General features: G+C 67.1%; 15 protein-coding genes. 7 read left to right on the top strand and 8 right to left on the bottom strand.

Annotated elements, in window-relative coordinates; genetic code table 11:
* Positions 1-149: 149 nt before the first annotated feature.
* A complete protein-coding gene (locus tag CKO23_RS17580) occupies positions 150-692 on the bottom strand; it encodes a hypothetical protein (RefSeq protein ID WP_200333124.1) in 543 nt (180 codons plus the stop codon).
* Positions 693-858: 166 nt separating this feature from the next.
* On the opposite strand from CKO23_RS17580, the gene CKO23_RS17575 reads away from it, so the two are divergent.
* Positions 859-1,578 carry a Crp/Fnr family transcriptional regulator gene (locus tag CKO23_RS17575; RefSeq protein WP_200333123.1) on the top strand — a complete coding sequence of 240 codons (720 nt, stop codon included), beginning with the start codon at positions 859-861 and terminating at the stop codon, positions 1,576-1,578.
* 154 nt (positions 1,579-1,732) lie between these two features.
* Here the strand turns inward: CKO23_RS17575 and CKO23_RS17570 are convergent, their stop codons facing one another.
* The 4 genes from CKO23_RS17570 to CKO23_RS17555 form a co-directional block, all read right to left on the bottom strand.
* Positions 1,733-3,670, bottom strand: coding sequence for a putative bifunctional diguanylate cyclase/phosphodiesterase (locus CKO23_RS17570; RefSeq protein WP_200333122.1), 1,938 nt, complete (start codon positions 3,668-3,670; stop codon positions 1,733-1,735).
* Positions 3,671-4,519: an HDOD domain-containing protein gene (locus tag CKO23_RS17565; RefSeq protein ID WP_200333121.1), complete on the bottom strand. Its 849-nt coding sequence runs from the start codon at positions 4,517-4,519 to the stop codon at positions 3,671-3,673.
* 9 nt (positions 4,520-4,528) lie between these two features.
* Positions 4,529-4,837 (bottom strand): hypothetical protein, encoded by a 309-nt coding sequence (locus CKO23_RS17560; RefSeq protein WP_200333120.1) that lies wholly within the window; start codon positions 4,835-4,837, stop codon positions 4,529-4,531.
* Positions 4,838-4,931: 94 nt separating this feature from the next.
* Positions 4,932-5,816 (bottom strand): phosphoribosylaminoimidazolesuccinocarboxamide synthase, encoded by an 885-nt coding sequence (locus CKO23_RS17555; protein WP_200333119.1) that lies wholly within the window; start codon positions 5,814-5,816, stop codon positions 4,932-4,934.
* An 83-nt stretch (positions 5,817-5,899) separates the two neighbouring features.
* Here CKO23_RS17555 and CKO23_RS17550 point away from each other — a divergent pair, with 83 nt between their 5' ends.
* From CKO23_RS17550 to mltB, 3 genes are all read left to right on the top strand, one after another.
* On the top strand, positions 5,900-6,346 hold the full coding sequence (locus CKO23_RS17550) for a hypothetical protein (protein WP_200333118.1): 447 nt from the start codon (positions 5,900-5,902) through the stop codon (positions 6,344-6,346).
* Between the two features lie 71 nt (positions 6,347-6,417).
* Positions 6,418-6,804 (top strand): RidA family protein, encoded by a 387-nt coding sequence (locus CKO23_RS17545; RefSeq protein WP_200333117.1) that lies wholly within the window; start codon positions 6,418-6,420, stop codon positions 6,802-6,804.
* 133 nt (positions 6,805-6,937) lie between these two features.
* Positions 6,938-8,029 carry a lytic murein transglycosylase B gene (mltB, locus tag CKO23_RS17540; RefSeq protein WP_200333116.1) on the top strand — a complete coding sequence of 364 codons (1,092 nt, stop codon included), beginning with the start codon at positions 6,938-6,940 and terminating at the stop codon, positions 8,027-8,029.
* Between the two features lie 61 nt (positions 8,030-8,090).
* Here mltB and CKO23_RS17535 read toward each other — a convergent pair whose 3' ends face one another.
* Complete coding sequence (locus tag CKO23_RS17535; RefSeq protein ID WP_200333115.1) at positions 8,091-8,507, bottom strand: secondary thiamine-phosphate synthase enzyme YjbQ; 417 nt, start codon at positions 8,505-8,507, stop codon at positions 8,091-8,093.
* An 89-nt stretch (positions 8,508-8,596) separates the two neighbouring features.
* On the opposite strand from CKO23_RS17535, the gene recG reads away from it, so the two are divergent.
* From recG to CKO23_RS17520, 3 genes are all read left to right on the top strand, one after another.
* Positions 8,597-10,696: an ATP-dependent DNA helicase RecG gene (gene recG / locus CKO23_RS17530; RefSeq protein ID WP_440870574.1), complete on the top strand. Its 2,100-nt coding sequence runs from the start codon at positions 8,597-8,599 to the stop codon at positions 10,694-10,696.
* A gap of 173 nt (positions 10,697-10,869) precedes the next feature.
* Positions 10,870-11,778, top strand: a complete 909-nt coding sequence (ubiA, locus tag CKO23_RS17525) for a 4-hydroxybenzoate octaprenyltransferase (protein WP_200333114.1) — start codon at positions 10,870-10,872, stop codon at positions 11,776-11,778.
* A gap of 55 nt (positions 11,779-11,833) precedes the next feature.
* Complete coding sequence (locus CKO23_RS17520; RefSeq protein ID WP_200333113.1) at positions 11,834-12,454, top strand: thiol:disulfide interchange protein DsbA/DsbL; 621 nt, start codon at positions 11,834-11,836, stop codon at positions 12,452-12,454.
* Here the strand turns inward: CKO23_RS17520 and CKO23_RS17515 are convergent.
* Both CKO23_RS17515 and CKO23_RS17510 read right to left on the bottom strand, forming a co-directional pair.
* The gene (locus CKO23_RS17515; protein ID WP_200333112.1) at positions 12,449-12,985 is read right to left on the bottom strand and encodes a hypothetical protein; all 537 of its coding nucleotides are present in this window, start codon (positions 12,983-12,985) and stop codon (positions 12,449-12,451) included. The two genes, CKO23_RS17520 and CKO23_RS17515, sit on opposite strands and share 6 nt — an antisense overlap.
* Before the next feature lie 151 nt (positions 12,986-13,136).
* Positions 13,137-13,883 carry a HesA/MoeB/ThiF family protein gene (locus CKO23_RS17510; protein WP_200333111.1) on the bottom strand — a complete coding sequence of 249 codons (747 nt, stop codon included), beginning with the start codon at positions 13,881-13,883 and terminating at the stop codon, positions 13,137-13,139.
* Between the last annotated feature and the right edge of the window lie 33 nt (positions 13,884-13,916).

Raw genomic sequence — 13,916 nt, 5'->3', positions numbered from 1 at the left:
CCACCGGAGCCACTCCAGGTAGTCGAGGCAGTCCGCATCGGTGCGAAACCAGGACTGGAACTCGCCCGCAGTCCGCGGATAATCAACGCCAGCATGAGGGTAAGTCACCCTTGGAGTTTACTCCGGTTAAGTGGAGACCCCAGTGCCCGCTATTCCTCGCCGGCGTTCCGCGCCCTGGCTGGCAACGCGGGCGTTCTCCCCGTGGCCGCGACCGCGTTCGGCGAGGTCTCGCCACCGCGCGGTGCGTCCCCCGGCATGCCAAGGATGCGTCCGACGATGCGCTGCGAACGCTCGGCGATCATGGCCTTGCTGAGCTGGCGGTCGCGGAACAGCAGGGTCTGAGTCGCTTCGCGATCCTGATAGAGAATCTGCGACGGCGTGGGGCCGAAGGCGCGCTCGAGGCTGATGCGCGCGATGCGGCCGAGGTTGACGCCGCGCCCGTCGTCGAGCAGCAGAAGGTGAGGGGCGATGGCGCGGATTGGGTCGGGCCGCGGGAAGTCCAGCAGATCGAGCAGGACATAGGGCCGCCCGAGGTGGCGTATGCTCAGGTGGGTGTCGGTGGCTTCGATCTCGAGGATGTGGATGGTCCGGCCGATCGCCGCCCGCAGTCGGGCGATCTGGCGGCAGTAGTCCGCGCTCGGCCAGAGCGGGCTGTTCTCTGGATCCCTTTGGCTCATGGACAGGGTCGGCACCTCATCGTTGAGCTCCGGTTCGACCCGGAGTGGAATGCGCGGCAGCGGCGCAGTCCGCGCGTCCGCGGGCCGCTGCGTTGTCCGATGCTAGGATAGCATGGCGGCCTTTGCTGGCTCCCCGTCCTCGGTCGCCCGGCTCTCATCTTCCTGAAGGGGTGTGTCCACCATGATCGACGAACTGCGTCGCGCGCCATTGCTGTCGCGGCTGGAATCCGAGCAGCTGGAGCGCGTCAGCCGCCATGCCCAGCGCGTCAAGCTGAGCACGGATCAGTTGCTGTTCAGCCAGGGCGATCAGGCGGAGCGTTTCTATCTCCTGCTCGCGGGTCAGCTGCGCCTTTTTCGACTCTCGCCGGAGGGCGCGGAAAAGGTGATCGAGATCGTGAGTCCTGGTCAGACCTTCGCCGAGGCGCTGATGTTTCTCAATGCACCGCGCTATCCGGTGTGCGCCTCGGCGCTCGGTCCCTGCGAGCTGTTGGCCATCGACGCCAAGGATTTCGCCGCCATGCTGCGCGAGTCGGTCGACACCTGCTTTCTCATGCTCGGCGCCCTCAGCCAGCGGCTGCGCGGCCTCATCGGCGAGATCGACGACTTGACCCTGCATACGGCGACGAGCCGTGTTGCGCGTTACCTCGCGGCAAAAGTCATCCCTGGCGAGCTCAGTGTGGCGCTCGACGTGCGCAAGGGCGTGCTGGCCTCGCGCCTCTCGGTGCAGCCGGAAACCTTCTCGCGCGTGGTCAAGTCGCTGACGGCCCAGGGGGTGATCGAGATGCAGGGCACGCAGGTGCGGATTCTCGACCCCGAGGCGCTGCTGGTCATCGCCGAGTTGCAGGAAAGTCTTGAGCCCGGTCCACTCTCGATCGGCTCCCTGGGTTCGCTGCGGCCCTGATTTGACCCTGATCGAGGCACCCCTGTCTGCGCGGCGCATAGGCTCGACACCAACGGGCCGCGGCATTCGAACGGACGCGGCACCCGCGTGAGCCCCTCATGAACCTTGACAAGCTCAGAGCGGTGCCGAGTCTCGGCGGAAAGAGGGCCGGTAGTCAGTCCGACTCGGACGTCGAATCCGGCTCGCGGCCGAAGTAGTGGGCTTCGAAGACCGCCGTTGGGACCGGGCGCCCGAGGTGGAAACCTTGTCCTGACGCGCAACCCTCCGAACGCAGAAAGGCAAGCTGAGCTGCCGTCTCGATGCCTTCGGCCACCACCGGATACCCCAGCCGCCTCGCCATGGCCAGGATGGAGCTGGCGAGACCCTCGGCGGCGGGATCCCCGTCCAGATCCTTGACGAACTCCCGATCCAGCTTGATGCCAGAGATCGGGAAGTTCTTCACGGACTTGAGTGATGAATACCCAGTCCCGAAGTCGTCGATCCAGACCTCGAACCCGGCATCGCGCAGCGCGCGGATGTTGGCGAGCGCCTGTGCCTCGTTGCGGGCGATGGCCGTCTCCGTGATCTCGATATGGATGCGCGCGTGAGGGATCCGCGCCTGGGCCAGGATGCGCGCAAAACGCTCCCCGAGATGCGGTTGGCTGAGCTCGATCGCCGAGATGTTGATCGCAAGGGGGATGTCAGTGATTCCTTGGGCGTCCCAGGCGTGGATTTGATGGCAGACCTTCCGTGTCACCCATTCGCCGATCTCGATGATCTGCCCCGTGCTCTCGGCGACCGGGATGAACCGCGACGGAGGGACCGGTGTCCCGTCGCCCATGTCGAGCCGGAGCAGGACCTCGGCGCCCATCAGGCTCATGCCGGCGAGGCTGAACAGGGGTTGGTAGTGCAAGGTGAAGCGGTCCTGTCGCAACGCCTCCTGAAGCAGGGACTCGGTGCGCAGATGCGGCGAGCCGGCTTCGTCCCCGTCCGGGGTGTAGACGGCATGCTGGTTGCGCCCGCTGAGCTTGGCCTTCTTCAGCGCCGTGTCCGCGTTGTGCAGCAGGGCCTGCGGCGAGGCGGGCTCGGGGAGGGGGGCGGAAACAGCCAACCCGATGCTGAGCGACAGATAGAGACGGGAGCCGTGCTGCAGGAAGCCCTCGGCGACGTGCGTGTGCAGGTGGTTGGCGATCCGCGGTAGCTGCTCGGGCGCGCGCACGTGCGCGATCGCAAGCCCGAACTCGTCCGCCCCCGTGCGTGAGAGGCAGATGTCGCACTCGGCGATGCCCAGGGTGTCGTAGACGAGCTGCGAGCGCAGCGCGGCGTCCAGGCGCAGGGCAACGTTGCGCAGAACCTGGTCGCCGGTGTCGCAGCCAAGCTCGCGATTGACGCGATGGAAGCCGTCGATGTCGATCAGCAGGGTGCCGACGCCGGTTTGGGGCGTGCGTGCGTCCAAGGCGCGTTGTAGAAAGCGGATGAAGTGGGTCCGGTGGGCCAGCCCGGTCAGCTGGTCGGCGGGAATGGCGATGTCCGCCGCCATGCAGGCCCCGTTCACGTTTCCGGGGTCGCTGTACGTTGGCATCAGAAAGGCATCGGCTCCGCCCTGAAAGCGGTCGAGGGTCAGTCCGGCCAGGTCCGCGAGTGCCGCCAGCGCCTGATGGATCTGTGCCGGAATCTGCGCGTCGGACCAGAGCGCGACACCATAGATCCGCCGCGCGGTGGCGATCCTCGCCAGCAGGGTGGTTGGTCCGCCGGGCGGGGTGTGACAGCTGATGCCGTGCTTCAGCGCCTGGGCGAAATGACCGGATTCGATCAGCGCATCGGACCGCGCGCGCAGCTCGGCCTCGGCGTTGTCCGGCGAGGCGTGGGCCAGCTCGAAGCAGGCGTCCGGCTGACGCAGCAGGATGCCCGTGCGCGCGCTCGGCAGCAGTGTCTTGGAGCAGTGGTTGAGGACGCTGAAGAGTTCGGTGAGGGTCCGGCAGGCCGGTAGGCGTGCCATGGCCTCGCGCAGCACATCGAGCGCGAGCGGCAGGGGCAGCCTGGCGCCGCCCTGTGACGGCGTGTCGGCCGATTCGGCGGGAGACAGCAAGCGAGGGAGCAAGGCCAGCGTCATTCAGGGCTCCAGGAAGGCGGATGTGACATCCCGCGCGGTGCTGATGGTGGTTTCCACCACGGCGGGAAGATCCCCGGTCTCGAGCCCGACGGCGAGCCAGGCGCGGTCGTCGAGCACGGGGGTCCAGCGTGTGCCGCTAGTGCCGATGCGCAGGGCGTTCACGATGAGATCCGCGACGTGCGTCACGGCCGTCTCCGGTGTCGCGGGCCGCTCTTCGGCGGGGTTGTGGTGATAGGCGGCCGCGGCGCCGAATGACTCCGGGATGTGCCAGGTACGCAGCAGGGCGGCGCCGATCTCCGCGTGCGTGGTGCCGAGGAACTGCCGTTCCAGATCCTGGAGGTGGCCCTGGCGGTCGCGGTGGGCCTGCAATGCGGCACTCATGACGTGCGGCTCGAGGATGAAGAGCGGCAGCCGGCCGACGTCGTGCAACAGTCCGGCGAGGTAGGCATGCTCGGGACTCGCGCGCCCGCCGATGCGCGCGATGACGCGCGCGGCTATACCGCAGGCGATGCTGTGCTCCCAGAAGGAGCGCATGGAGACGGCGCCGAGGGGGAGATCGCGGAAGGCGGAGATGACGGTGGTGGCGAGGATGAGGTGATGCGCCTCGCTGGTGCCGATGATGGTGAGCGCCCGGCGCACGTTGTCGACCTTGGCCGCCAGGCCGTAGAGCGCGCTATTGGCGACCCTGAGCAGGCGTGCGGTGAGGGCGGGATCCGTCTCGATAATGGCCGCGACGTTTTCGAGCGACCCCCGTGGGTCTTCCAGGGTCTCGCGGACCCGATGATAGACGGCTGGCAGACTGGGCAGCTCGCCCAGTCGTTGCAGGATCTGCTCTTTGCCGTCCGTCATGCGGCTGTCCTATCGCTTGCCAAGGGCGCGTTGGAGACAGAGGTCGTAGATCACCTCGACGACCGGGTGTCCACGATTGCTCAGGCTGAACTGAGTGTCGAGCAGGGCATGGATCTCGGCGACGGCCTTGGGATCGCGGACGGGTTCCGGCGCGCCGTCCGCGTCCGGTGCAATGCTGGCCTCCTGGATCCCCCAGGACTTGAACGCCTTGATGTGGCGCTCGGTGATGCGCACGCCAGCGCGCATCAGGATGTGTCCGTTGGGGTCATAGACGTCTTTCCCCAGAAGCATCCCCGACTGGATCTCTTGGATGCGCATCCCTCACCCCCCGATCGGTGCCGGTCGTGTCATGTCGCCTGGACGAGGGTGCCGATGTCCCAGCGCCCGAGGCGGGCCGCGGCCCGCGCTCTCATCACGGCTGCGTCAGCCGCTGCTCCGCCTCGCGGTATTTCTCCGCGGTGCGGTCGATGATGGCCTGGGGCAGCTCCGGGCCGGGGGGCGTCTTGTCCCACGCCAAGGTCTCCAGGTAGTCGCGGACGAACTGCTTGTCGAAGCTCGGCGGGCTGGTGCCCGGGCTGTACTGGTCGGCCGGCCAGAAGCGCGAGGAGTCCGGCGTCAAGACCTCGTCGATCAGGTGGAGCCGGCCCTGGTCGTCCAGCCCGAACTCGAATTTGGTGTCCGCGATGATGATGCCGCGCTCGCGCGCATAGGCGGCGCAGTCCCGATAGATGGCCAGGCTGACCTCGCGGACCTTCGCGGCCAGCTCGACGCCGAGCAGCTCGACGGTCCGAGCGAAGTCGATGTTCTCGTCGTGGGCGCCGATCTCCGCCTTGGTCGATGGCGTGAACATCGGCTCGGGCAGCTCGCCCGCCTGGGTCAACCCGGTCGGCAGGGCAATTCCGCAGACCTTGCCCGTGCGCTGGTAGTCCTTCCAGCCGGATCCGATCAGGTAGCCACGCACGATGGCCTCGACCGGCAGGGGGGCGAGGCGGCGCACCAGCATGGCGCGATCGCCGAGCTGGGCGCGCTCGGCCGGGTCCGTGACCACGGCCTCCACCGGCACGTCCGAGAGGTGGTTCGGGATCAGCCCGGCCGTGCGCGCGAACCAGAAGTTGGAGAGCCGCGTCAGCACCTCGCCCTTGCCGGGGATGGGCTGCGGCAGCACCACGTCGAAGGCGGACAGGCGGTCGCTGGCGACGACCAGCAAGTGGTCCGAGCCGACTTGGTAGATGTCGCGGACCTTGCCGCGGGTGATGAGGGGTAGGCTCTTGAGTCTGGATTCGTACAAGGCTGGCATGGAGGTTGATCCGGAGTCGACAAGGCTGGGATTATATCGGCTCATTCTCCACGTCGCTTGCGCCCGTGCTCAGTTTCGACCCGATGACCTCAACGCCAGAGCAGATCCACCCCTTCCTCGCGGCCTTTCGGGGCAGTTTCACCTCGGCGCTGCGCTGGCCCCAGCTCGATGCCCTCTGGGAGCGGGTGCGCGAACGCGCCGATGCCGGCTGGTATCTCTATGCCGTTGGCGAGCCGCCGCCCGCCCAGCCGGCCGAGCGCGCTCAGGTGCTCGCCTTCATCGGCGAGATCGATGCCCTGCTGCGGGCCGAGCATGACCATGACTACTGCGGTATCGTCTACGCCGACGATCCGCAGCAGCCCAGCTTTCTGAAGATCTACGATCCCAACAACCTGGGTGTTTCCTGCGGCTTCAGCGACAATCCGCCGCTGCCGGGCTGGGTGATGAGTCTGCTCCCGCCCTGTGATCTGCCCGCCACCCGGCCGGCCCCGAAGAATCGTCGACGCTGGTGGCGGCGCCTCTTCGGCTGACGCGGTGCCAGCGGGTCGCCGTCGCCGCGGGCGAGCCCAGGGGAATTCCCCCTCACTCAAGGAGCTTCTCCATGACCAAGCATGTCATCAGTACCGATCAGGCGCCGCGCGCCATTGGCACCTATTCGCAGGGCGTCAAGGCAGGTCAAACCGTTTATCTGTCCGGGCAGATCCCCCTGGTCCCGGAGACCATGGAGATGGTCGCGGGCGATAGGGAGGCCCAGATCCGTCGTGTCTTCGACAATCTTCGCGCGGTCGCCCAGGCGGCGAACGGGGATCTGGCGGACATCGTCAAGCTGAATGTCTTTCTGACCGACCTCAACGACTTCGTCCTGGTCAATCAGGTCATGGCCGAGTACTTCCAGGAGCCCTATCCGGCGCGCGCGGCCGTTGGGGTCGCGGCGCTACCGAAAGGGGCGGCGGTCGAGATGGACGCCGTCATGGTGCTCGACGACTGAGGCTTGTTGGCGGATGCGCATTGGTCGATGCTCATCGGCGTAAACCAACGGATAAATAGGGGCTTGGTTGGCGATCTTGATCGATTGCCCTAGAATACACGGCCAAGCCCTCAAATTATCGAGCATCGACACCATGCGTTTCCTCTCGTCCGTCCTGGCCCTGGGTTTTCTGCTGCTGCTTGCCGGTTGCGGCTCGCCGAGCACACGCGAGGCGCCCTCCGCCGCCTATCGCGCCATGCCGGCGTCTGCCTCCGCGAGCGTCAGGGGAGACTTCGCGGGATCGCCAGGGGTGGACGCCTTCGTCCGCAAGATGGAGCGGCACGGTTTCCCGCCCAGCCGCACGGCCGCCATCCTCTCCGGCGCCCAGCGCAAGCAGTCCATCATCGATCTCATGAACCGTCAGGCGCCAAGTCGCAGCTCTGGCCCCAATGGCGCCTGGACGCGTTATCGCGCCAAGTTCCTGACCGATGAGTCCATCTCCAACGGTGTGAGCTTCTGGCGGCGGAATGAATCCGCGTTGAACCGCGCCGCCTCGCGCTACGGCGTTCCGCCCGAGTACATCGTCGCCATCATCGGCGTCGAGACCCGTTACGGCGGCTTCGTCGGCAAGACGCGCATCATCGATGCCCTGGCGACGCTCTCCTTCGCCTATCCGCGGCGCGCGGAGTATTTTCAGGGCGAGCTCGAGAACTACCTCGTCATGACCCAGGAGGAGGGGCTGGATCCCTTCACGCCGCGCGGCTCCTTCGCCGGCGCCATGGGGCTGTGCCAGTTCATGCCCTCGAGCTTCCGCGACTATGCGGTCGATCACACCGGGGACGGGCATCGCGACCTCTGGCATCCGGAGGACGCCATCGGCAGTGTCGCGAACTACTTCTCGCGCCACGGTTGGCAGCCGGGTGAGCCTGTCGCGGTGCGCGCCCGCGTGTCGTCTCCCTCGGAGGCCCGCGCCATGAAGACCGGCTTCGATACCAGGTACGGTCTCGGTCAGCTCTCCAGCCGCGGCATCTCGCCCGCCACCTCCATCGGCCGGGTCGGGCAGGTGAGTCTGCTGCAGCTGGATGCGCGCGGCGGCTACGAGTACTGGATCGGCCTCAAGAACTTCTATGTCATCACCCGCTATAACCACAGCACCTACTACGCCATGGCCGTGCACCAGTTGGCCCAGGCCATCCGCTCGCGCAAGGGCGGATCGAGCGGAGTGCGGGTCTCGTCGACCTGGTAGGTGATTGGGTGAGGCTGCGTGGGAGCGGCGCCCTCGCCGCGAGGGCGGGGCGTCCAGCCGTCTAGTCGCCGTTGATGGTCAGCGTGATGCGCCGTTGATGCGGATGCGCGCGGTGCTCGTAGAGATAGATGCCCTGCCAGGTCCCGAGCAGGCAGTCGCCGTCGCGCACGGGCACGGTCAGGTCCATGTTGGTGAGGATGGCGCGCAGGTGGGCCGGCATGTCGTCCGGTCCCTCGTCGGTGTGATCGAACAAGCGGTCGCCGTCCGGCACCAGCCGCGACATGAAGGCCTCCAGGTCGCGCCTCACGGTGGGGTCCGCGTTCTCGCAGAGCACCAGCGAGGCACTGGTGTGCTGAACGAAGATGTGGCAGAGCCCGATCCGCAGCCCCGTGCCGCGGACACAGTCTCGCACCTGGCGGGTGATGTCGTAGGTCCCGCGGCCGCGGGTCTGAAGGGTCAGTCTGTGTTGCTCCATCATGGGCGTGGCTCGATCATGGGCTCTGGCTCCCAGCGGGGCGGTTAGGGGTCGTGCGCCGGAATTAGACCAAGACAAGAACCTTGACACAAATCGCCACAGCGGTGCCGTCTGTCCACAGCCTGGATCAGGTCGCCGTCCAATCCCTCAAACGTGTCGGTCCCAAGGTCGCCGAACGGCTGGCCAAGCTCGGGATCCAGAGCGTGCAGGATCTCCTGTTCCACCTGCCGGTTCGCTATCAGGATCGCACGCGCCTGGTGCCGGTCGGGGCGCTGCGTCCGGGGATGGAGGCGCTGATCGAAGGTGAGATCCGCGACGCCGAAATCGGCGCGGGACGGCGTCGGTCGTTGAAGGTCTTGGTCGTCGATGGCGACGGAGACGCCATTCTCCTGAGGTTCTTCCACTTCTCCACGCAGCAGGCGGCTTCGCTGAAGTCGGGCGAGCGCCTGCGCTGCTATGGCGAGGTGAGACAGGGGCCGTCCTCGCTCGAAATGATCCATCCGGAGTATCGGCTGAGGCGTGAGGCCGAGGATGAGACCGAGGCGGCGCTGACGCCCATCTATCCATCCACCGAGGGGCTGCAGCAGGCCACCTGGCGCGGTCTGACGGAGCAGGCGCTCGCGCAGGTGTCGCCTCTGAGTCCGGTCGATCTGCTCCCGCCCGAGACCCTGGTCCAACAGGGCCTTCCGACGCTGGCCGAGGCCCTGCGCTATCTGCATCGACCGCCGCTGGAGGCCAGCCTGGACGCCTTGCTGGAGCGCCGCCACCCGGCGTTTCTGCGGCTTGCCTTCGAGGAGATGGTGGCGCATCAGGTGAGCCTGCGGCGTCTGCGTCTGACGCAGCGTCAGGCGGTGGCGCCGGTCTTGCGGGGCGATGCGCGTCTCCAGACGCGCTTGCGGGCGGCCTTGCCCTTCGCCCTGACGGCGGCGCAGGAGCGTGTCATGGCCGAGATCGCCTCGGATCTGAGCCAGCCAAGGCCCATGCAGCGTCTGCTGCAAGGGGATGTCGGTGCAGGCAAGACCATCGTCGCGGCCCTGGCGGCACTGCAGGCGCTGGAGTGTGGCTACCAGGCCGCGCTTATGGCGCCGACCGAGCTGCTCTCGGAGCAGCATCTGCGCAACCTCGGCGCCTGGCTGCGGCCGCTCGGCATCGAGCCGCTCTGGCTGGCGGGCCGCCACAAGGGGCGCGAGCGCGGCGAGCGGCTGGAGGCCATCGCCTCGGGCGCGGCCCGACTCATCGTCGGTACCCACGCGCTCTTCCAGGATGAGGTGTGCTTCCAGGCGCTGGGGCTGGTCATCGTCGACGAGCAGCATCGGTTCGGCGTCCATCAGCGCATGAAGCTGCGCGAAAAGGGCGGCCGGGACGGCGGATCGCCCCATCAGCTCATCATGACGGCGACGCCCATCCCGCGCTCGCTCGCCATGACCTTCTATGCGGATCTGGATCTCTCCGTCATCGACGCGCTGCCGCCGGGGCGCACCCCGATCACCACCGTCGCGGTGCCGGACACGCGCCGGGCCGAGGTCATGGAGCGCGTGATGAGCGCCTGCGCCCAGGGCCGCCAGGCCTATTGGGTCTGTACCCTGATCGAGGAGTCCGAGGTGCTGGAGTGCCAGGCGGCGGAGGAGACGGCCCGTCAGCTGAGCGAGGGACTGCCTGGGCTGCGCGTCGGGCTGGTCCACGGCCGCTTGAAGGCGGCCGAGCGCGACGCGGTCATGGCGGACTTCGCGGCGGGCGCCCTGGATCTGCTGGTGGCGACCACGGTGATCGAGGTCGGCGTCGACGTGCCCAACGCGAGCCTCATGATCATCGAGAACCCTGAGCGGTTGGGGCTCGCGCAGCTGCATCAGCTCAGGGGGCGGGTCGGGCGCGGGGCGGTGGAGAGCCACTGTCTGCTGCTCTATCACGCGCCGCTCTCGGAGGTGGCGCGCGAGCGTCTCGCGATCATTCGCGGCACGACGAGCGGCTTCGAGATCGCCGAGCGCGATCTGGCCATCCGTGGTGCCGGCGAGGTGCTGGGGACCCGTCAGACGGGGGCCATCCAGCTGCGCGTCGCCGACCCCGTGCGCGATTCGCATCTCACGGCGGCGGCCCAGCAGGCGGCTGATCTGGTGCTCGCGCGGCATGCCGAGGCGGTCGACCCCCTGATCGCACGCTGGCTGGGTGTTCGCGAGGTCTACGGCCAGGTCTGAGGTCCGCGCCGAGCCGCGCGTGCCGCCCGACCGTTTCCCGGCCGGCGCCCGGGTCATCTTGGAGGCGGGGCTGTGCCATAATCGGCGCCACTCGAGTCCCAGCCCCAGGCGGCCGGTCCGATCGCACCCTGGCCGGTGCCGGTGCGCCACGCTATGAGCCATTGCAGCATCACATGACCCTTCCCGAGCTAAAAGTCCGCCAACAACGACCCACCTCGTGGCGTACGCGTCTCTACAGCTACTATCTTCTCGTCCGTCTGCATCGCCCGATCGGCATCTTTCTGCTGATGTGGCCGGCGCTCTGGGCGCTCTGGTTGGCGGGCGAGGGGCACCCGCCCTGGACCCTGGTGCTCATCTTCGTGCTGGGCGTGGTGCTGATGCGCTCCGCCGGCTGCGCCATCAACGACTATGCGGACCGCAACTTCGACGGCCACGTCGCCAGGACCAATCAGCGGCCGCTCGCCACGGGGGATGTGACGCCGCGGGAGGCGGTGGCGGTCTTCGTCGTGCTCTGCCTGGTCGCCTTCGCGCTGGTCTTGCAGTTGAACTGGCAGACGGTCGCGCTCTCCGTGGTCGCCGTCCTGCTGACGGTGATCTATCCCTTCATGAAGCGCTTCACCCATGTGCCCCAGCTGTTTCTCGGGGCCGCGTTCGGTTGGGCCATCCCCATGGCCTTCATGGCCGTGACCGAGGCCATTCCCCTCTACGCCTGGGTGCTCTTCGTCGCGACGCTCCTTTGGGCGCTCATCTACGACACCCAATATGCCATGGTCGACCGCGAAGACGACCTCAAGATCGGCATCAAGTCGAGCGCCATTCTGTTCGGCCGTTGGGATCGGCTCGTGATCGGCCTCCTGCAGCTGGTCATGCTGGCCATGCTCCTGTGGATCGGGCAGCAGGCCGGGCGCGGGCTGGTCTACGATGCCGGGCTTGTGGCCGCGGCCGCGTTCGCGCTCTATCAGCAGATTCTGATCCGGGACCGGGTACCCGGTCTTTGCTTTCAAGCCTTCCTGAACAACAACTACTTCGGCATGGTCGTGTTCGTCGGCTTGGTCATGGACTACATCCTGACCGGCAGTTGATCGACCCGCCGCCAAGCGCCATTGCCGCCAAGCACCATTGAAGAGGAGTCTCAAGATGCCCGGAACCTTCGTCTTGCGTCTGTTGTGCGGTCTCGCCCTGGCCGCGCAGGTGTGGGCCTTCGATGAAGGAATCGACTACAGCCGTCTCATCCAGCCCCAGCCGACGGAGACCGGCGAGAAGGTCGAGGTACTGGAGGTCTTCTGGTATGGCTGCCCGCACTGCTGGCATCTGGAGCCTGCCTTGAGCGAGTGGGTCAAGCAGCTTCCCGAGGGTGTCACCTTTCGCCGCATGCCGGGCACGGGCGGGCGCTGGGACGCGCACGCGCGCGCCTTCTACGCGGCTCAGGCGATGGGCAAGCTGGAGGTCTTCCATCAGGCGCTCTTCAAGGCCCTGCATGAGGAGCACCGCAACATCATGACGGAAGATCAGCTGGTGGACTTCGCGGGCGAGGTCGGCCTCGACAAGGATGAGTTCCGCTCCGACTACGAGTCCTTTCTGGTCGAGACCGAGCTGGGCAAGGCCAGGGAGATGTCGAGCCGCTACGGCATCGACAGCGTCCCGACCATCATCGTCAACGGCAAGTACCGCACGGGTCCGAGTCAAGCCGCTGGTCAGGAGCGGCTGTTCCAGATCCTGGACAGCCTGGTGAAGCAGGAACTCGGCGCCGCGTCATAGGCCGTGCGCGCCTGACTCCTCCTCATGGAGGATCCGGGCGTCCGGGTTGGGAAAGCGCTCGACCACCCAGCTCGGGAGCTTCGCCTGACTGGCGTGATAGAGCGCATCCGATTCCACCATCACCAGCACCAGGATGGTCACCATCACCGGCAGGATTCCGGTGCCGGCGACCAGCGCCCAGACCGCCTCCTTCATCATTCCGCCATAGGTATAGCTGGCCCAGCCAGCCAAGCCGGCGAGCAGTAGGAGGCTTAGCATCAGCAGGAAGATGCGGCTGCGGCGCGCGCAGAGCTGCCAATGACACATCACGTACCAGGGGTCGCGTCCGAACGAGCGACGTGCCCGCCACAGCGTGAAGAAGAGGATGCTGAAGGAGATGCCCGGCACGATCGCCATGACCCAGGGAAAGCTCCCCGCCAGACCGCCGAGGCCGACCGCCATGAGGATGTGGTTGCCGATCAGATTGGTGAGGAAGAGTTCGTGCGGGACATTGGCCTTCTTGATCTCGGCCTGGCTGACTTCGAAGCGCATGGGCAACGTCACCCCATCGGTAAGAGATGCGTCACGATAGCGCAATCCCGCCTCTGAAGCACCCGCGCCCGGAGCGGACGCCAAGCAAAGTTCTGGCGAGGACGACCGTCCTCGCGGGATGCGCCAGGGGTGCCTGCTCAGTCCGCGGCCTCTATCCGCGTGCCGCGCAAATCGGGCAGGCGGGATCCGCCGGCAGCCGCAGGCCGCGCCATTCCATCGCGGCCGCGTCCAGCAGCAAGAGGCGACCGAACAGCGGGGTGCCGAAGCCCGTGAGGATCTTGATCGCCTCCGTCGCTTGGACGCTGCCGATGATGCCGACGACGGGCGCCAGGACCCCATTGGCCGAGCAGGTCTCATCCAGGCTGCCGTCGTCCGGGTAGAGGCAGCGGTAGCAGGGGCCACCGGCCCGTCCGGAAAAGGCGGAGACTTGCCCCTCGGTGCGAATGGCGGCCCCTGACACCAGGGGCACGCCGGCCGCGAAGCAGGCGGCGTTGATCGCGAAGCGCGTCGGGAAGTTGTCGCAGCCGTCGACGACCAGATCGACCTGGCCGACCAGCTCCGGCAGGCGTTCCGGGGTCAGACTCGGCTTGACGGGCACCAGCTCGACCTCGGGATTCAGCGCCTTGAGCGTCACCATGGCGGAGTCGACCTTGGGCATGCCGATCCGGTCCGAGGCGTGGACGATCTGCCGCTGCAGATTCGAGAGATCCACGGCATCGAAATCCGCCAGCAGCAACCGCCCAACGCCGGCCGCCGCCAAATACATGGCCACCGGCGATCCGAGCCCGCCCAGTCCGACGATCAGCACGCGCGATGCGCGCAGCCGCTCCTGTCCCTCGATACCGAAGCCGGGCAGCAGAATCTGGCGGCTGTAGCGGAGTAGGTCTTGATCGTTCATGTCAGTCAGCGCGAGCGGAGCGCTGAGTCACGA

It is taken from the genome of Thiocystis violacea (assembly GCF_016583565.1).
GTDB lineage: Bacteria > Pseudomonadota > Gammaproteobacteria > Chromatiales > Chromatiaceae > Thiorhodococcus > Thiorhodococcus violaceus_A.
Note: the sequence above shows the minus strand (reverse complement) of the source record. Positions and strands in the feature narration are given on the sequence as shown.